This is a genomic window from Rickettsiella endosymbiont of Rhagonycha lignosa (genome assembly GCF_964031165.1).
GTDB lineage: Bacteria > Pseudomonadota > Gammaproteobacteria > Diplorickettsiales > Diplorickettsiaceae > Aquirickettsiella.
Genome location: NZ_OZ035011.1, coordinates 838,739 through 856,195, shown reverse-complemented (window position 1 = coordinate 856,195; position 17,457 = coordinate 838,739). Strand labels below are relative to the sequence as shown.

The 17,457-nt window shown below is 37.4% G+C and carries 18 protein-coding genes; 15 read left to right on the top strand and 3 right to left on the bottom strand.

The window, feature by feature from the left end:
• Positions 1-117 precede the first annotated feature (117 nt).
• The 4 genes from tolQ to AAHI99_RS03850 all read left to right on the top strand — a co-directional run bounded on the left by tolQ (position 118) and on the right by AAHI99_RS03850 (position 3,508).
• Positions 118-819, top strand: a complete 702-nt coding sequence (gene tolQ / locus AAHI99_RS03865; RefSeq protein WP_342226995.1) for a protein TolQ — start codon at positions 118-120, stop codon at positions 817-819.
• Positions 809-1,267: a protein TolR gene (gene tolR, locus AAHI99_RS03860; RefSeq protein WP_342226994.1), complete on the top strand. Its 459-nt coding sequence runs from the start codon at positions 809-811 to the stop codon at positions 1,265-1,267. Before tolQ ends, tolR begins: the two co-directional genes overlap by 11 nt.
• Before the next feature lie 4 nt (positions 1,268-1,271).
• The gene (tolA, locus tag AAHI99_RS03855) at positions 1,272-2,162 is read left to right on the top strand and encodes a cell envelope integrity protein TolA (protein ID WP_342226993.1); all 891 of its coding nucleotides are present in this window, start codon (positions 1,272-1,274) and stop codon (positions 2,160-2,162) included.
• A 122-nt stretch (positions 2,163-2,284) separates the two neighbouring features.
• Positions 2,285-3,508, top strand: a complete 1,224-nt coding sequence (locus tag AAHI99_RS03850; RefSeq protein ID WP_342226992.1) for a hypothetical protein — start codon at positions 2,285-2,287, stop codon at positions 3,506-3,508.
• A gap of 88 nt (positions 3,509-3,596) precedes the next feature.
• On the opposite strand, the gene AAHI99_RS03845 is transcribed toward AAHI99_RS03850, so the two are convergent.
• Positions 3,597-4,526, bottom strand: a complete 930-nt coding sequence (locus AAHI99_RS03845) for a hypothetical protein (RefSeq protein WP_342226991.1) — start codon at positions 4,524-4,526, stop codon at positions 3,597-3,599.
• Between the two features lie 163 nt (positions 4,527-4,689).
• Between AAHI99_RS03845 and AAHI99_RS03840 the strand changes: the two genes are divergently transcribed.
• Positions 4,690-5,088, top strand: coding sequence for a cupin domain-containing protein (locus AAHI99_RS03840; RefSeq protein ID WP_342226990.1), 399 nt, complete (start codon positions 4,690-4,692; stop codon positions 5,086-5,088).
• A 65-nt stretch (positions 5,089-5,153) separates the two neighbouring features.
• Here the strand turns inward: AAHI99_RS03840 and AAHI99_RS03835 are convergent, their stop codons facing one another.
• Positions 5,154-6,302, bottom strand: a complete 1,149-nt coding sequence (locus AAHI99_RS03835) for a serine hydrolase (RefSeq protein WP_342226989.1) — start codon at positions 6,300-6,302, stop codon at positions 5,154-5,156.
• 321 nt (positions 6,303-6,623) lie between these two features.
• On the opposite strand from AAHI99_RS03835, the gene AAHI99_RS03830 reads away from it, so the two are divergent.
• Positions 6,624-7,904, top strand: coding sequence for an MFS transporter (locus AAHI99_RS03830; protein ID WP_342226988.1), 1,281 nt, complete (start codon positions 6,624-6,626; stop codon positions 7,902-7,904).
• Between the two features lie 76 nt (positions 7,905-7,980).
• On the opposite strand, the gene AAHI99_RS03825 is transcribed toward AAHI99_RS03830, so the two are convergent.
• On the bottom strand, positions 7,981-8,721 hold the full coding sequence (locus tag AAHI99_RS03825) for a DUF5662 family protein (protein WP_342226987.1): 741 nt from the start codon (positions 8,719-8,721) through the stop codon (positions 7,981-7,983).
• 281 nt (positions 8,722-9,002) lie between these two features.
• Between AAHI99_RS03825 and AAHI99_RS03820 the strand changes: the two genes are divergently transcribed.
• From AAHI99_RS03820 to AAHI99_RS03780, 9 genes are all read left to right on the top strand, one after another.
• Entirely contained in the window at positions 9,003-9,545 is a 543-nt protein-coding gene (locus tag AAHI99_RS03820; protein WP_342226986.1) for a cytochrome b, read from the top strand.
• A gap of 3 nt (positions 9,546-9,548) precedes the next feature.
• Complete coding sequence (gene tolB, locus AAHI99_RS03815; RefSeq protein WP_342226985.1) at positions 9,549-10,889, top strand: Tol-Pal system beta propeller repeat protein TolB; 1,341 nt, start codon at positions 9,549-9,551, stop codon at positions 10,887-10,889.
• Positions 10,890-10,911: 22 nt separating this feature from the next.
• Positions 10,912-11,457: a peptidoglycan-associated lipoprotein Pal gene (pal, locus tag AAHI99_RS03810; RefSeq protein WP_342226984.1), complete on the top strand. Its 546-nt coding sequence runs from the start codon at positions 10,912-10,914 to the stop codon at positions 11,455-11,457.
• A 15-nt stretch (positions 11,458-11,472) separates the two neighbouring features.
• Positions 11,473-12,504: a tol-pal system protein YbgF gene (gene ybgF, locus AAHI99_RS03805; protein WP_342226983.1), complete on the top strand. Its 1,032-nt coding sequence runs from the start codon at positions 11,473-11,475 to the stop codon at positions 12,502-12,504.
• Between the two features lie 133 nt (positions 12,505-12,637).
• Complete coding sequence (gene truA, locus AAHI99_RS03800) at positions 12,638-13,420, top strand: tRNA pseudouridine(38-40) synthase TruA (protein ID WP_342226982.1); 783 nt, start codon at positions 12,638-12,640, stop codon at positions 13,418-13,420.
• A 270-nt stretch (positions 13,421-13,690) separates the two neighbouring features.
• Positions 13,691-14,788, top strand: coding sequence for a spermidine/putrescine ABC transporter ATP-binding protein PotA (gene potA, locus AAHI99_RS03795; RefSeq protein ID WP_342226981.1), 1,098 nt, complete (start codon positions 13,691-13,693; stop codon positions 14,786-14,788).
• Complete coding sequence (gene potB / locus AAHI99_RS03790) at positions 14,778-15,644, top strand: spermidine/putrescine ABC transporter permease PotB (protein WP_342226980.1); 867 nt, start codon at positions 14,778-14,780, stop codon at positions 15,642-15,644. The genes potA and potB overlap by 11 nt, the downstream gene beginning before the upstream one ends.
• A complete protein-coding gene (potC, locus tag AAHI99_RS03785) occupies positions 15,622-16,395 on the top strand; it encodes a spermidine/putrescine ABC transporter permease PotC (protein ID WP_342226979.1) in 774 nt (257 codons plus the stop codon). Before potB ends, potC begins: the two co-directional genes overlap by 23 nt.
• 2 nt (positions 16,396-16,397) lie before the next feature.
• Positions 16,398-17,432: a spermidine/putrescine ABC transporter substrate-binding protein gene (locus tag AAHI99_RS03780; RefSeq protein ID WP_342228335.1), complete on the top strand. Its 1,035-nt coding sequence runs from the start codon at positions 16,398-16,400 to the stop codon at positions 17,430-17,432.
• Positions 17,433-17,457 lie beyond the last annotated feature (25 nt).

Sequence of the window (17,457 nt, the reverse complement as noted above, 5' to 3'; positions counted from 1 at the left end):
TTTTGTCAAGGCGTCGAGAAAATGAGCAACCGGAATGTATATCACATACATGAGTTGCGCATTGAGCGATAACACAGACAAGAATTCGAGTGCGAAAAGTATAAATGGGGATAGTAAATGCCAACGGTCGATCCATCATTGTGGGGTTATTTTTCCGCTGCCAGCGGAATAGTCAAATTGGTCATGTTCATCTTGCTCGTTGCATCGATTGCATCCTGGTCGATGATTGTGCAGCGAGGATTTATGTTGAGACGTTCAAGAAAATTACTGGCGCAATTTGAAGACAAATTTTGGTCAGGGATTGATCTCAGTAAACTCTATGCCGATTTAAACCGTGAGCAGGATCAACACAGCGGATTAGCAAGCATTTTTCATGCCGGATTTCGTGAGTTTTTACGTTTACATCAACACGTGGGTGATGCACCGGTTATTATTATGGAAGGCGTGCAACGCTCGATGCGCATTGCTTATTCCGAACAGCACCAGCAACTCGAAAAACATCTGGATTTTTTAGCGACCTTGGGTTCGACGAGTCCGTATATTGGATTATTTGGTACAGTATGGGGCATCATGACCTCTTTCCAAGCCTTATCGTCTTCGCAACAGACTGCAACGATTGCTATGGTGGCGCCGGGTATTTCGGAAGCTTTAGTGGCTACGTCCATGGGTTTATTTGTCGCTATCCCTGCAGTGATTTTTTACAATCGTTATTCACATCAAATTCAACATTTATTACATAATTATCACCGCTTTCAAGAAGAATTCTCGAATATTTTATATCGACAAGTTCATGGTAATACGGGTAGCTATGTTGCATAACCCATATCCGTTTCAACATCAACGACGCAAAGGGCCAATGTCTGAAATTAATGTCGTCCCGTACATTGATGTCATGTTAGTGTTATTAGTCATTTTTATGGTCACCACGCCGTTATTATCCCAAGGTATTAAAGTAAATTTGCCGCAAGCCCAAGCGCAAACGATTGCACCCGCACAGGAACCACTCATCGTATCGATTGATGAAAAAGGACTTTATTATTTAAATACTGCGAGGCATCCAGAAGTCGCTTTAGATGCCCATCAGTTAAGCTTGGAAGTGAGTGAGCAACTACGCAGTGCGGAACAAAAAAAAGTGCCGCGTCAAGTGTTTGTAAAAGGCGATAAAAAAGTCGATTACGGTAAGGTGGTGACTGCGATGGTTTTATTACAACAAGCAGGTGCAATCAATATTGGTTTATTAACCGAATCCCCAGCAAAAGCGGTTTAAAATCGTGTTGAGCAGCAACACAAACAAAAATTTCAAGCCCGAAGAGTCTAGGTTTAGCCGAGCTAAACAAGAGGACTTTCGTTATTCGCTAGTCGTGGCGGTTGTGTTACATATTGTTCTATTTTTAGCGTTATTCTTGACGTTGCGTCATAACACAAAATTATTATTTTTAGCGCCGCCGCCCTTACAAGTGATCCATGCAACCGCAATATCGATGGATGCATTAGTGCAGAAGCCTACGCCTGAGGCAGAGAAAATAAAACCGCTACCTACCGCTATGGCAAAAACCTTAGCGAAACCGATATTACTCAAAAAAAGTCCGGTGCTGCTATCGATCAAGGAAAAAAAAGTTTCTAAACCTGAGCAGAATAAGATTATTCCGCTGAAAGTACCGAATAAACAGCCATCTTTAATAAAAAAAGTGTTACCGATTAAAACGACGCCCACTAAAGTAGTAGCGATAAAACCCAAAAAAATCGTTGTTAAACATCTAAAACCTTCTAAAGAATCATTAAAGTTAGTGGAAAAAAATGTTCAGCAATTATTGGATCAAGAAATGCAATCGCTGGCGAAACAACAGATTAATACAGCGCGCAATGCCGCGACCACGGATAAATATCGACATCTGATTTTACAAGCGATTGCCCAACAATGGATCATTCCTCCCGAAATGAATAAACATCTAGAAACTAAATTAATCGTGCATTTGGCGCCAGGTGGCATGGTGTTAGAAGTGATTATTGTCAAGAGCAGTGGAAATTCGGTATTGGATCGTTCAGCACAAACGGCAGTATATAAAGCTTCGCCTTTACCCGTGCCAAAAAATAATGGTTTGTTTCACACATTTCGGCAAATCAATCTGACGGTACGCCCCGAAGGCGTGATTACTCAGTAATCATTTTTTTAAATAAGTAATTTTATTTTTTATAAAAAATATAAATACGTAAGAAATATTAATCTTATCTTAAGAATCAAAAATTATACTCGATAGTTCTTAAACTTAGCTTAAGGTTAATCATGTTTAAAAATAAAAAAATAAAATTTTATTCTTCTAAAATAGTCAATGACCAGACTATAGAAGATTCATATCTAAAGGCAGTAGTATCTAAAAAAAACGAGCTTCAGGTTGAACTAGAAGAAGAAATTAAAAAAATACAACAACCTATACAACAAGATATACAAGATATAAATGAACATATACAACAATTAAACAAACGTATACGAGATTATAATTCGATTCTTGAACAACTTCCAACACCGGAAAAAGTTGTTAGTGAAATAGGGTTATCAAAAGAGGAAAATAATATAATTGAAGCGCCGGCTGTCCAAACCGACATCGATAAGAATAGTCAAGAAAAATCGAGTACTTTACTGCAATCAATACGTGAAAAAAAATTAAAACCACTGCAGCCCAGAAATGAAACTGGAGAAACTAACCTTGCTGCTATTAATAACGTAGATGACGATCCAAAAAAATTTGCTGTGGATGTAAATATATTATCGCGTGTTAAATTAAAAAAGACTGTTCAAACCAGGGATGTGATTTCTAACAATGAAAATAGAATTAACCCAGAATTAGCGGAAAAATTAACTAAACAAAGAGCATTGCTGGACAAATCAAATCCTATAAATATAGAACATACTGAAAAAAGTGAAGAAAAATTCTCTAATCCAGCAGCTGTCGAAGTGCAGGTGCAAAAAAATATCGATAACATTGCCGCACCGGATCAAACCCAAAATGCTGACGTAGATTCTTTTTTATTGCAACAATTAAAATCCGCTAGAGATCAATTAATTAATAACCAAACGACTGGACAGGAAGATAATCTACCTTCTTGGGTTAAATCTGAATTTATTGCTTCCGCCGAAGAAAAAAAACTTGAGGAAAAAAAAGAACAAGACTTTTTTAACTTTTCGGAAATCGTTTGTGATAGAACAGATCTCTCAGAGGAAGAAAGACAAGAGATCATTAATTTTCGCGAGCAGGTTTGTAATGTAGAATTAAAACTTGGAAATGAAGCTGAAAAAAAACGCTTTGAAAATACTGTTTCAAAAATTGTTGAAGAAATCACAAGGCCAAATTCAATTTTTGATGATGAATTCAATAATAATTTAAAAACTATTAATGAGTTTATAAAAGAACATGATAATCAACAACAGTTACTAAGTCAGCTTTTTAAGCGAAGCACTAATCATGAACCTGAGATTGTAGAAATGATTCTTAAACCTAACTTTAAATAAACACATGACAGAAAGCATACTGCAGTTAAACAGTATGCTTTTCTAGAGCGTAATTAACAATGTTTTACATTTATAAAATGGCTTGTGTTCATAGTGTTCCTCCTGGTCTATCCGGCGCTAGGCTAACCAGATCGTGGAGACTACCCCTGCTTTTTGATCTTTGCGGAGGTGCTGTAAAAAATTTATCAGTAGATTTTTTCTGAGTAGTAGATGCAGCGCCTTCAGAATTTAACTTAGTCATAAATTTTTTGATTTTTTCCTCTGGATTTTCTTTTTGCATTAAACGAATTAATCGATCAAATGTCCATTGTTTTTCATCCAAATCTAAAGTGGATAAATAAGCTTTAAATGGCAGCCATACTAAATTATATGCTTCCTCACTGAGCAGAAACTGATTATTACCATTAAAAATATCGCTACAATTATCTGAGTTAAGTAGAAGGTTTGAGTGTAATATAGTTAAAATACCTACTAGCATAGGTTGTTTAAGTATGAGATTAAAATTTTCTTGGGTTAAATGAAAATCGAGTATCTTTACAGCTTCAACAACATAGTTGAGCTTCTGGAATTCCTCCGGTTTATGCTCAACGCTCGTTTCGAAGTGTTGAGCGATATTATCAAAGTTTACTTGCGTTAATAAATTCTGTTTTTTTAACTGGAAAAGTAGGATTGCGAGCTGATAAAATTGATTGCCTTTTAGCGGTGTTAATTTATCTAGATTGTCTGGTTTTAAGAGTTTGCTGATATGTAGTTGTTGCATAATCTCCGGGATACCACTAAAGTCTATAGTCTCTAGGTAATTTAATAGTGCATCATAAACCTTGAAAGATTCTTGTGTATTTTTAGGTTTGTTTTCAATAAAACACTGAGCAATTTTTAAAAAATTGATTTGATCCGCTTCGCTGAGTCTACGTAATGCGCGTATCGCGGCTTGATCAAAGCGGAATAAACGTCGCCAAGGACCTTTATTTTTATCGTAGTTCTCTAAGGCTTCATTGATTGGAGGAGGGAATGGCATAATAGCTCCTTATTATTGCTTGGTGATGCAAAAACTATTGCAATTTAAAATGGGTTAACATTATAGTGTATTTACATTTAAATAGGCATGTTCTTTTTTGACAAAAAAATAGTTTTTAATTTCTACATTTTTTTTTTATTTATTAAAATTTTATTGGATTACTATGTATAAAACTTCTTATCTTTTACTGCTAGGTGTGTTGGTAGGTTTCAATTTTATGAAAATGAATTTAGCTTTCGCAAAACCAGCACCACAAACCTATGTTTTACAACGAATTAGCATTCCGCAATCGCCTTATCAAATGGGGATGGGTATCACAGAGTTTGCACCGAATGCTAGCAAAGCAGCGCAAAAACAAACTGGTCCTGAATTGTGTTATGTATTAGAAGGTGAAATTACGTTTATGGTCGAGGGTCAAGCGCCAAGAAAATTCAAAGTAGGAGATAGTTACCAAAATCTACCCAACTTAGTTCATTGGACTAAAGCAGGCCCGAATGGCGCTAAAATCCTTGCTACTTGGGCATTACAGCCAGGTAAACCGTTTAAGGTTCTCGTCCATTAATTAGTTATTTTGAAAAAAAATTAAGCGCTGGCCTTAACGCTAGCGCTTAATATCGTGATGGATTTTTATAAGTTTTGTAAAATATCGCGTCCCAGTTTAATTCTTTCGTCACCTAAGAATTTATTCGTTAGGATGACGACACCTATTTTTTGCTCGGGAATATACGCCATATAGCTGGACATTCCATAACCGGAACCGGTTTTATCAATAAAAATTGGTTTACCTAAACTATTATTAGTGCTAATTTTTTTGTTATAAAACTCTGGAAATCCTTCTTTATCAAAAGCAATAAAGTAAGTGTCACCGATAGAATTTTTTAAGACTGATAAATGATGTGCTTGCCAAGCCAGTTGCTCACAAGAAAGCTTATCCGCAAAACAAGCTCTATTTTGATGGACCAGGCTTATTGCTTTACTCAGATTTTTATCACCCAGTGTTTCTGGGTTGATTTGTGCATATAAATAGTTGGCGAGATCAGAAATACTTGATTTTAACGAAGCGGCTGCAAACCATGTTTCAAGGTTTTTATTGTAAGCTACAATGTTATTTTGCGGATCATGACCGACAGCAAGATATTTTTCCTTGACCGCTGGTACCTTTAAATACGTTGAATGCATCTGCAAAGGGGTTAAAACTTTAGTCGTTAAAAGCGTTTGATAATTCTGATGATAAATATTCTGCAACACATAGCCGACGATACCAATCCCAGCGTTCGAATAACTATATTCCGTACCAGGTATTTTTGAAGCTCGGTATTGTTGTAAAGCTTGTGTAAGTTCGGCATAGTTTTTAGGTCGGGGTTCGAAATCAAAAGGAAAGCCTGAGGTGTGGGTTAGTAATTCATTCAGTGTGATCGATTTTAAATTGGAATTTTGTCTTAATTCCGGAAAATAATTAATAAAAGCCGCATTTAAATTTAATTTTTTTTCTACCATCGCGCGAGCGGCGAGTGTTGCAGTAAAGGTTTTAGTAAACGAGCCCACCGTATAGATAGTCTGATTGCTGGTAGGAATTTTTTTTAAGGGATCGGCCCAGCCTAGATTATAAAAATGAATTTTATTTTGATCGATAACTGCTATAGACATCCCAGGAACTTGATTTTGTTGCATAAAGCTCTGAGCTAACGCGTTTATTTTTTCTTCGTTATAGGCATACGCGGGAATCTGTAGACAGAGAGTGAATAAAAGCAAGCTATATTTGAATTTTTTTTTCATAAATTAGAATAAATCCTGGAATAAAAAAATATTATTATGATTATTGGCTACATTATAGTTGATAAAATGCAGTAAAGCTTATCCTATCAGGATTATCATATACTTGAAATACACTAGTCGTTGATGCAATGACATAGACAAAATTTTTTTCACTGTTAATATGTTATGCTCAAAAAAAACAAGGGGATTGATAAAGAGGTTTTGAAAATCCTAAAGTAAGGGAATACAGGCTTACGAGCCGACACAGGGATGTGTGTTTGCATAGCAAGGAAACTGACTTAGTCTATTTCACACACTTAAGTTTTTGGGATTACACAAAAAATGTCGAATAATCGTTTTATTAATAGATGTTTACAACATCCTTATTACCCGTGGTTAATCTGGGGTTTGGCGGCGAGCGCTTTTTTCATTGAGTATTTTGCCAGAGTGGCGCCAGGTGTGATGGTCGATTCCTTAATGCATGATTTTAAAGTGCAGGCCTTAGCTTTAGGCAGTTTATCGGCTTTTTTCTATTATACCTATGTCGGTATGCAAATCCCGGTCGGTATTTTAGTCGATCGGTTTAGTTTACGTTGGTTATTGACCAGCATGATCTTTCTTTGTGGTGTGTCTTGTCTTATTTTTGCGAGCACTACACATCTAGAAATTGCTGCGTTTGCGCGCTTAATGATGGGTTTTGGTGCAGCATTCGCTTTTGTCAGTGCATTGAAAGTTGCGACAGTATGGTTTCCGTCGCAAAAATTCGGCTTATTAGCGGGTTTGACACAGGCCCTAGGTATGCTGGGCGCTGCAGTAGGTCAAATGCCAATGGCTTATTTAGTAGAAAACCTGGGTTGGCGTAGCGCTTTATCCTTTATTGCAGGCTTAATGATTTTATTGTCGGTGTTGGTGGCGCTCTTGGTACGTGATCCGAAATTTCCACCGGCCCAAGCCAACGTTAAAAAAACTTTAATGCAGTCACCTTGGTCAGGTTTGCTGCGTGTATTGCAAAATCCACAGAGTTGGTGGAATGCGTTATTGGCTGGTTTACTGTTTGCACCCACTGCGGCTTTGGCAGAATTATGGGGCGTTAAATTTTTTCGTCAAACCTATGACTTAAGTAACGAAGTCGCTGCGATGGGGATCGGTTTAATCTTTATCGGTTGGACGATTGGGGGTCCTTTAATCGGTTGGATTTCTGACAAAATTCAACGACGCAAAATTATACTCATTTTATCGGCAAGTTTTAGTTTATTATTCGCCAGTCTGGTTATCTTATTGCCTGGGTTACCCGTGGGTATCTTATTTAGTTTGTTATTTTTATATGGATTTGCCAACACCGGCGTTGCAACCGCTTATGCAGTGGCTTCTGAAATTAACCCACAAGCAGTTGCCGGGACGTCAGTGGCATTCGCGAATATGGCCTCGGTGATTATTGGTGCAGGATTTCAACCACTCATTGGTTGGATGTTGCAGAAAAATTGGGATGGTGCGATGGAACACGGTTTACCTTTGTATTCTAATAGTGATTTTCGTACCGCTTTATTGCTTTTGCTCGCTAGTTTATTGCTGGCAATTTTCGTCGCTTGTGGTATTAAAGAAACCTATTGTCGACGTATTTAAAATACTGAGTGTTTAAATAAGTAGTAATAGCAAATTAAAACGCCTGTTAATACTTAAAATTTGATTATCTACTCTTTTATCGAGAAAGACTCGATTTTTGCTGATAACAAGAATCATTATTGGCATGAGGTGCTTGTTCTAAGGCATCCATAATTTTGTCTATTTTTGTTTTTTGTTCTTCAGGAAATGGCCATCTTTTGCCATCTCCAATATTGTTTTTTACAAATTCTTTACAATCAGTTTTATACTCTTGACTAACAGCCATCCAATCGGCAAGCATTTCAAGAAGATCAAGATTGCTCATCTTTTCTAAGGAATGTTTAATTTTTTCTTTATTAACTTCTAAGGTATTACCGTCTTTAAAATAATAAAATTCAGGATGATGTGAGTTTACTTTCCAATGATGGAGAATGGCATTATCTATTTTTTCTCGAATTTCATCGGAATAGATATATTCTTTTTTAAGATCTTTTTCCATATGATGTTGCCAATTAATATACACGTAAGCTTCTCGTTCTGGATCTATAAATTTACTTTTATCATGATTCTGTCCTCTTTTTATGAGTTCTTCTTTTAGTTTTTCAAGTTCATTTTTACACAAGAAAGTTTCGTCTAAAAACAAACATTTCTTTAAGTTTTGCTGTGACAGTACTTTTAAATTATTAAAAACATAAGTTTGATGTTTTAGAGTTCTTCCATGAGAAAATATTGCCATTTCTTCTGTTAATGTTGTATTAAAACTGAAGGAAGCCAGATAGTGTTGTAATGTGGGAGAGGTATCGATAACATTTGTATTGAAAAAATTAATTTTAGGCATAAAAAATCTCTTATTTTGTATTAAAAAAATTATATTTTTATTTTTATAATAACATAAAACAATCAAAAATAACCCTATTTTTAATAGAATTTATTAGATATAAATTAATTTATTATTTATTTTTTATTTTAAATTAATAAAAAAATATTATTTTTTTTAAAATTGGATAGGATAAAGAAGAAAATATTACCTTTTTTTACTTGATTAATTTAAGTAAGCTAGCAATTAGAGTGATTTGCATTAAAATAAATATTAGCTATTTGTAACATTGAGTTATTTATATGTTAAAAAATACGGCAACGGTTTATGGCACTATCGCTAAGTTTTTTCATTGGCTGATGGCAGTGCTGATTATTGGAATGTTTATGGTAGCTTTTACCATGATCAATATTCCTGCTTCTCATTTTAGTGATATTTTATTTAGTTTGCATAAGGCGACCGGTTTGCTTTTATTCGGTTTACTGATCTTAAGATTGACCTGGCGTTTTATAAATAAGACACCGAAATTACCGCCATCGATTCCATTATGGCAGCGCCAGTTGGCCAAATTTAATATTACAGCGTTGTATCTATTGATGTTGACGATGCCGTTAACCGGATTTTTCATGTCTACACTTGGTGATCATGCGATTAGTTTTTATGGTATTTTTACCTTGTCAGCTTTAGCTGATAATCAGCTGGTGTCCAAATTTTTTGCAAAAGCACATGAGATATTGGCTTATTTATTGATTGCGTCATTTATTTTGCATGTTATCGGCGCATTTTACCATCCTGTTTTGCAAAGAATGTGGATATTATCTAAGAATAGAGTGAATGGAGAATAATAAATGAACGAGCTGTGTTTAGAAAAGTCCTGTCATACGCTGAAAAAATTTATTTTGATATTTATCAATGTCTTGTCGCTCAGTAGTTTATTGCTGAGTCATAACGCTTGGGCAGCGTTAAATCTTGAATTAACACAAGGAGTGGCCAATCAGTTACCGATTGCAATCGTACCTTTTGCCAGTGAGGCAAGATTTGCTCCAGAAAACGATGTTACACACGTAATTCACTCAGATTTAAGTCACAGTGGCCAATTTAAGATAACGCTAGCAAAAAACTTAGCACAAGCGGACAAAGCTGGCGTGGCATATTGGCGGGCACATCACATTGATGATGTGCTCTCGGGAAAGATAACGGCACTAGGGAAGGAGCAATATCGTGTGCACATTAATTTAATACAGGTTGCACAGGGTCGTAAACAAATTTTAGCGCAACGAGAATTTACGGTGAAATATCCACAATTACGCGCGCTGGGACATCATATTAGTGATCTGATTTATCAAAAATTAACCGGAGTGAAAGGGATTTTTTCAACGCGTATTGCTTATGTGCTTGTCACTCGTGAGAATAATCATCGAGTTTATAGTTTACAAGTGGCGGATATGGATGGATATAACGCCAAACCCTTATTAACTTCGACACAACCCATTATGTCTCCTGCATGGTCGCACGATGGTAAACGCATTGCCTATGTTTCTTTTGAAAAAATCATGCCACGTATCTATATTCAAACCATCGCAAATGGGCAACGCCAATGTGTTAGTGATTATCCGGGTATTAATGGTGCGCCAGCATGGTCTCCGGATGATAAAACCTTGGCTTTAGCCTTATCTAAAAATTCTGTCACGCCGAAAATTTATTTAATGAATTTAGCCAGTAAAGAGTTACGTCAAATGAGTTTTGGTTTTTCTATTGATACTGAACCAACTTGGTCAGCGGATGGTCGATCGTTATTATTTACTTCGGATAGAGGGGGTGGACCACAAATCTATCAAATGGATTTGCACAATAAACGCTTACAACGCATTACTTTTGATGGCAGTTATAATGCGCGGGCTTCTTTTTCACCCGATGGAAAAATGATAGTGGTACTCAATCGTGAGCAAGGAATGTATAATATAGCGGTGCAAGATTTAGACGACGATACTTTACTAAACATTACCCATTCCGGTTTTGATGCATCTCCCAGTTTTGCACCGAATGGACAAATGGTTTTATTTGAATCAAAACCCGGTGAGCATGGCTTGTTAGGCATGGCTTCAATCGATGGAAGAATAAATTGTCGCTTACCTACAGCGGTAGGTGATGTGCAAGATCCGGTTTGGTCACCTTTTTTATCGAGTTAATTATTATAAGTGAGGTTAGTATATGTTAATAAAAAAATTGTTCAAAATGAGCGCTATCGCAGCAACGTTATTAAGTTTAGCTGCTTGTTCCACAGCTGACAAAAGTGAATTAGGTGAAACCTCGGCTAGTCCGACACATGCCGATAGTGCACTGACACAAGGAGCGGGAGATGTCGGTAGTTTTTATGGCGATGAGAGCACGCATCCAATGCAAGTCGGTAATCAAACCTATTACTTTGATTTTGATAAAAGTTTCGTCCGCGATGGAGATAAACCTTCGTTGCAAGTACAGGCGCATTACCTAATTAGTCATCCACAAGCTAAAATATTGATAACAGGTAATACCGATGAAAGAGGCAGCCGTGAATATAACATTGCTTTAGGTCGACGCCGTGCCTTAAGTGTACAACAGTTTTTAATCGCAAATGGTGTCAGCGCAAGTCAAATCCTAACGGTCAGTTATGGGGCAGAAAAACCGGTAGCGTTTGGTCATAGCGAAGCGGATTATGCAAAAAATCGTCGTGCTGATTTACAGTATCAAACTCCGGTTATCACCGATAAGATGTAATACTAGGAATTAACTATGCTAAGGGTAAATTCGAGGCTCGTTAAGTCAATTAAGGTTTGTTTATGCTGTGTGGGCTTATTACTAAGCTCACTCACGTATGCACTGGCGCCCGTAGTTGATGCATATGACGATGATGATGATGCTCCGCCTGCGGTGGCTAACACTGCAAATCCTACGACTCAAGCCACTGAGCCTACTACAGGTAGTACAGTACCCAACGTAGCACCGAATCCAGCAGCGCCGAGTGCTCCAACGATACCGCGTAACTCGGCTTCATTTTCGTTGGAGCAACGCGTCACGATTTTAGAGCGCCAAATTACTAATCTCAATCCTATGTTGGTGCAGGTTGACGATCTGCAGCAGCAACTACAAAGCTTACAAGGTAAAATTGATTCACAACAGCATGCGATCAAAGTGTTAGAAGAGCAAGTGCGTAATCAATATTTAGCATTAGAAAAACGCTTAGCGCCACGAAATAATCCAAGCGCCGTCTATTCTGGAAAACCGGTCAGCGTTTCGAGTTCGACAGCTAATAGCACATTGGGTCCACGTCCGTTAGTCGATTTAAGTAGCAGTAAAAAACAGATGTCGAAGGATAGAAAGTCGATGATGCCGAATGCGGCGCCTACGGCGGCGGGAGAGCGTGCTTATCAGGCGGCTTTTCAGCTATTAAAAACTAAACAATATAATGAAGCGATAGAAGCCTTTGAGACATTCAATAAAAAATTTCCGAATGATTTAAATGTTGCGAATGCCGATTATTTTTTAGGTCAGTTGTATTTGTTGCAAGGACAAGCTGATCCAGCGATTAACTTTTTTAAACGTTTTATTAGTCACTATAGTCAAGATGCACGCGTTCCTGATGCGATGTTGCAGTGTGGTTTAGCTTATTTTGCTAAAGGGGATAAACCAATGGCGATGGAATTGTTTGAAAAAATAATCCAACAATACCCCGATTCAAAAGCAGCGCAGGCGGCTCAAGCCCGTTTACAGCAATTTAAAGCAATGATTTCTGCTGCAAGCATTCCGTCCAAGAATAACGTCTAAGGAAATAGACTCACAGCAATTGATTTTTTGTCAAGGGGCCACGAAAATGAGTAACCGGAATGTATTCAAGATACATGAGGATTGCGAATAGAACGGCGACACAAACAAAAATTCAAGTGCGAAGAGTATAAGTATGAGAATTGCATTGGGTATCTCTTATCAAGGCAGCGCTTACCATGGTTGGCAGTCACAAAAAGGATTAGCGTGTATACAAACCTGTTTAGAGCAGGCGATCAGTCAAGTTGCGGATCACCCGATAAGCTTAAGCTGTGCTGGACGTACGGATAAAGGTGTGCATGCCTTAGGTCAAGTGGCACACTTTGATAGCAGGGCGCAACGATCGCAGCGCGCTTGGTTGTTAGGTTGTAATAGCCATTTACCGCCCGATATACGTGTTAATTGGGTGCAGGTTGTGGATAGTACATTTCATGCGCGATTCTCTGCCATAGCGCGTCGTTATTATTACATTATTTATAATCATCCGTTAAGAAATGCACTATGGAATCAATACACAACGCATAATTATCTTCCTTTAAATGAAAGCGATATGCAGTGTGCTGCGCAGTACTTGATGGGTGAGCATGATTTTAGTTCATTTCGCGCTGCAGGCTGTCAAGCTAAGAGTGCACGACGTGAAGTGCAGCATATTAACGTGATGCGTGAAGGCAGCTATGTCATCATCGATATCCAAGCAAATGCTTTTTTACATCATATGGTACGTAATATTAGCGCGGTATTAATGTCGATAGGTACAGGTAAAAAACCCATCGAGTGGGCTAAAGAAGTTTTATTGGCACAGAATCGAAAAGCAGCTGACATAACGGCTGCACCTAACGGATTGTATTTATGCCAAGTTTTTTATCCAGAAAAATTTGTGTTGCCCAAATCGGAAAATAATTTTTTTAGAATGATTTAAGTGAGGAGTTATTTTGACTCGGTTGTCGCACACCTTCGACGCTCGCCATGAGAATGAATGCTTTTTAATAAAATACTTGGTTTTAGTGAAGCTCTATTGCATAATCCCTTGCTATTTTAGTCTTACTCATAGCAATTGGATTTTGCAAGTGCCGTGAAAATGAAGTAACCAGGAGGTATTTAAGATACATAAGGATTGCGAGTTGTGCGGCAACGCAGCAAAAATTCAAGTGCGAAGAGTATTCATCATGAAAGTGAGGTTACCTGTGTAATGAACGGAAATGTCCTTGAACTTAAAGGAGTCACTAAACGCTTCGATGACGAAGACGTATTAGAAGATATTAACTTCGAGGTGAGGCATGGTGAATTTTTGACCTTGCTGGGTCCTAGCGGTTGTGGAAAAACAACGTTATTGCGTTTGATTTCAGGTTTTGAGCAACCCGATGGCGGGGTCATTTGTATTAATGGTATTGATGTCAAAGGATTATCGCCTCAAGCACGTCATGTAAATACCGTTTTTCAAAGCTATGCTTTATTTCCGCATTTGAATGTCTTTGATAATATTGCGTTTGGCTTGCGTTGCAAAGGTGGGTTATCGAAAGCTGAGATTCAACTGCAAGTTAACGATGCATTAAACATGGTGAAATTGGCTCACTTAAGTGAGCGTAAACCTTATCAGCTCAGTGGTGGCCAACAGCAGCGTGTGGCGATTGCTCGAGCGGTGGTGAATAAACCGAGTATACTTTTATTGGATGAACCGTTAAGTTCTTTAGATTATCGATTGCGTAAAACCATGCAGCTCGAACTAAAACAACTGCAAACGCAATTAGGTATCACGTTTATTTTTGTGACACATGATCAAGAAGAAGCCTTGTCGATGTCAGATCGGGTTGTGGTGATGCATGAAGGACGTATCGAACAAATCGGTACACCGCGCGAGGTCTATGAAGAACCCCATAGTTTACGTGTTGCCCGTTTTATCGGTGAGGTGAATATTTTCGAAACCCAAATTATTTCGGCTGATGAAGATGTGTTTCATGCAATAATCGAAGGTAAAGAATTTACATTAAAAAATCGCCGTCATTTTTCCAAGAATCAAAAAGTTTATACTTTAGTTAGGCCTGAAGATCTCGAGGTTTGGTCACCTGCTGAAGTGACAGATACCTCGCAAATGTTCCCCGGCGTAGTTGAACAAGTTATTTATAAAGGTTCAACCGTGGATCTGATGGTACGCTTACAAAGTCAAAATTTATTGGCTGCCACTCAATTTTTTAATGAAGATGATGAAAAATTAGATTTCCATAGTGGTGAGTCGGTATGGGTGCATTGGATACCCGGGTGGGAGGTTATTTTGCCCGATGAAAGTTGATCGTCTGTTTAAAGGAACCACTATCAGTATTGTTTGGCTATGGCTGTCTGTATTTGCTTTATTGCCAACGCTATTGGTGTTGATAACCAGTTTTCTGAAAAATGATCCAGTAAACCTTTTTCGTTGGCAATTTTCGTTGCAAAATTATCAAGCTTTATTAAATCCTATTTATTTCAGAGTTTTTTGGCATTCCTTTTGCGTAGCGGGACTCTGTAGTTTAATTTGTTTAGTGCTCAGTTATCCGTTTGCTTATCTTCTAGCAAGACTAGATTCTAAATACAAAAATTTATTATTATTTTTGGTGATTATTCCTTTTTGGACCAGTTCATTAATCCGTACTTATGCAATTATCTCCATATTGAAAGCGAAAGGTCTATTAAATTCTGTCTTATTGACGCTTGGGATTATTCATCATCCATTAACCATTTTATATACCAGTACGGCCGTCATTATCGGTTTAGTGTATAGCTTACTTCCTTTCATGATTTTGCCTTTATATGCCAATATAGAAAAGTTGGATACACAATTTATCGATGCAGCGCGCGATTTAGGAGCAAATACCCTAACTACTTTTACACGTGTAATTTTACCGTTAACGTTTCCGGGTATTATGGGAGGAATTATTTTAGTGTTTTTGCCAGCGATGAGTATGTTTTATATTCCGGATATTTTAGGCGGCGCTAAGTCGCTGCTGGTTGGGAATCTTATTCAAAACGAATTTTTATCTGCAAATAATTGGCCATTAGGTTCTGCGGTGAGTATGGTACTTACTTTAGCGATGGGTGTGTTGTTGCTACTGTATCGACGTGCCAACAAAATAGGACAATATCACGATGAATCGATTGGCGAGATTTAGTTATTTGGCAGTAATCTACTGCTTCTTTTACTTCCCTATTATTTTGTTGATTATTTATTCCTTCAATAATTCGACCTATTCATTGCTTTGGCATGGGTTTACCTTAGATTGGTATAAACAGTTAGGTGATGATAGCGATCTTGCCGTAGTCGCCTTGCATTCATTAGAAGTGGGTGTGTTAGCGGCTAGTTTGGCTACATTGATAGGGACTATTGCTGCCACTTGTTTGTATCGTTATCGTTTTTTTGGTAAGCATTTATTGCATGGTTTATTGTTTGTATTGATCGTCTCGCCCGATATTGTGATGGGAATTTCGTTACTTATTCTATTTTTTTTACTGCAAATGCGCTTAGGTTTTTGGACATTGTTATTATCACATATTACTTTTTGTATTCCTTTTGTGGCCGTCACGGTTTATAGTCGACTGACCGGTTTAGATAAAAATATTTTTGAAGCAGCGCGTGATTTAGGTGCGACTGACTTTATGAGTTTTCGTCGGATTATTATTCCTATGTTATGGCCGGCTATCTTAGCGGGCTGGCTATTAAGTTTTACTTTATCATTAGATGATGTGATTATTAGTTTTTTTGTTACCGGTCCTGATTTTCAAATTTTACCCTTGTATATCTATTCGTTAGTGCGTCTTGGATTAAAACCTGAATTAAATGCATTATGTTCAGTGATGTTTGCTATTACGTTATTTATCGTAGTTGCCTTCCAACTCGCATTACCTAAAAAGGTTAATCAATAATTATGCGTCGCGTTTGTTTCTTTATCTTATGGTTTAGCTTGCTTGCTAGCCCTGCCTATACCGCAGAAAATATTGTTAATATTTATAATTGGTCGAACTATATTTCCAACGATGTATTAAAACAGTTTACGCAAGAAACCGGGATCAAAGTCAATTATACCACTTACGATAGTAATGAAACCTTGTATGCGAAACTCAAAGCCAATCCGCATACCGGATACGATGTTATTGTACCTTCTACTTATTATGTGGACCGGATGCGCCAACAAGGCATGTTACAGACTTTAGATAAATCCCGTTTACCGAATTTTAAACACCTCAATCCAGCCTTACTCAATAAATCATATGATCCGGGTAATCATTATAGTATCCCATATTTTTGGAGTACCACGGGAATTGTTGTTAATAGCAAATACCACACAGCACAGCAATTACAATCTTGGTCAACTTTTTGGAATCCTGTTTATCGAAATCAATTACTGTTATTGGATGATGTTCATGAAGTTTTTTCTATGGCATTGATGGAGTTAGGATTTTCACCGAATGATACCCATCCTGAACATATTCGTTTAGCTTATTTAAAATTAAGACAATTAATGCCCAATGTACGTTTGTTTAATAATGATGGCGTGAAGTCACTTTTTATCGATGAAGATTTGACGGTTGGCATGGCTTGGAATGGTGATATCTATCAAGCTACACAAGAAAATTCTGCTTTACGTTTTATTTATCCTAAAGAAGGCTTTGTGATTGCAATCGATAGTATGGCGATTCCGATAGGCGCATCACATCTAAATAATGCCTATACTTTTATCAATTTCATACTAAGGCCGGATATTGCGAAAAAAATAAGTTTAGCGACGGGTTTTGCGACCCCTAACCTTACTGCGTACAAAATGATGCCTAAAGCCACTTTAAATAATTCGATGATCTATCCCGATAAAAAAACCTTGCAGCGGGGTAGGGTTCAAGATGATGTCGGTGCAGCAGAAAGTATTTATCAACATTATTGGGAATTGTTGAAAATTGGTGGTTAATTTACGCATATCTGGGTGAAGAGGG

Bases quoted from the DNA above. Each gene is read 5' to 3' on its own strand.
- tolQ (WP_342226995.1), top strand. From the start codon at position 118: ATGCCAACGGTCGATCCATCATTGTGGGGTTATTTTTCCGCTGCCAGC.
- tolR (WP_342226994.1), top strand. From the start codon at position 809: ATGTTGCATAACCCATATCCGTTTCAACATCAACGACGCAAAGGGCCA.
- AAHI99_RS03850 (WP_342226992.1), top strand. From the start codon at position 2,285: ATGTTTAAAAATAAAAAAATAAAATTTTATTCTTCTAAAATAGTCAAT.
- AAHI99_RS03845 (WP_342226991.1), bottom strand. From the start codon at position 4,526: ATGCCATTCCCTCCTCCAATCAATGAAGCCTTAGAGAACTACGATAAA.
- AAHI99_RS03840 (WP_342226990.1), top strand. From the start codon at position 4,690: ATGTATAAAACTTCTTATCTTTTACTGCTAGGTGTGTTGGTAGGTTTC.
- AAHI99_RS03835 (WP_342226989.1), bottom strand. From the start codon at position 6,302: ATGAAAAAAAAATTCAAATATAGCTTGCTTTTATTCACTCTCTGTCTA.
- AAHI99_RS03830 (WP_342226988.1), top strand. From the start codon at position 6,624: ATGTCGAATAATCGTTTTATTAATAGATGTTTACAACATCCTTATTAC.
- AAHI99_RS03825 (WP_342226987.1), bottom strand. From the start codon at position 8,721: ATGCCTAAAATTAATTTTTTCAATACAAATGTTATCGATACCTCTCCC.
- AAHI99_RS03820 (WP_342226986.1), top strand. From the start codon at position 9,003: ATGTTAAAAAATACGGCAACGGTTTATGGCACTATCGCTAAGTTTTTT.
- tolB (WP_342226985.1), top strand. From the start codon at position 9,549: ATGAACGAGCTGTGTTTAGAAAAGTCCTGTCATACGCTGAAAAAATTT.
- pal (WP_342226984.1), top strand. From the start codon at position 10,912: ATGTTAATAAAAAAATTGTTCAAAATGAGCGCTATCGCAGCAACGTTA.
- ybgF (WP_342226983.1), top strand. From the start codon at position 11,473: ATGCTAAGGGTAAATTCGAGGCTCGTTAAGTCAATTAAGGTTTGTTTA.
- truA (WP_342226982.1), top strand. From the start codon at position 12,638: ATGAGAATTGCATTGGGTATCTCTTATCAAGGCAGCGCTTACCATGGT.
- potA (WP_342226981.1), top strand. From the start codon at position 13,691: ATGAACGGAAATGTCCTTGAACTTAAAGGAGTCACTAAACGCTTCGAT.
- potB (WP_342226980.1), top strand. From the start codon at position 14,778: ATGAAAGTTGATCGTCTGTTTAAAGGAACCACTATCAGTATTGTTTGG.
- potC (WP_342226979.1), top strand. From the start codon at position 15,622: ATGAATCGATTGGCGAGATTTAGTTATTTGGCAGTAATCTACTGCTTC.
- AAHI99_RS03780 (WP_342228335.1), top strand. From the start codon at position 16,398: ATGCGTCGCGTTTGTTTCTTTATCTTATGGTTTAGCTTGCTTGCTAGC.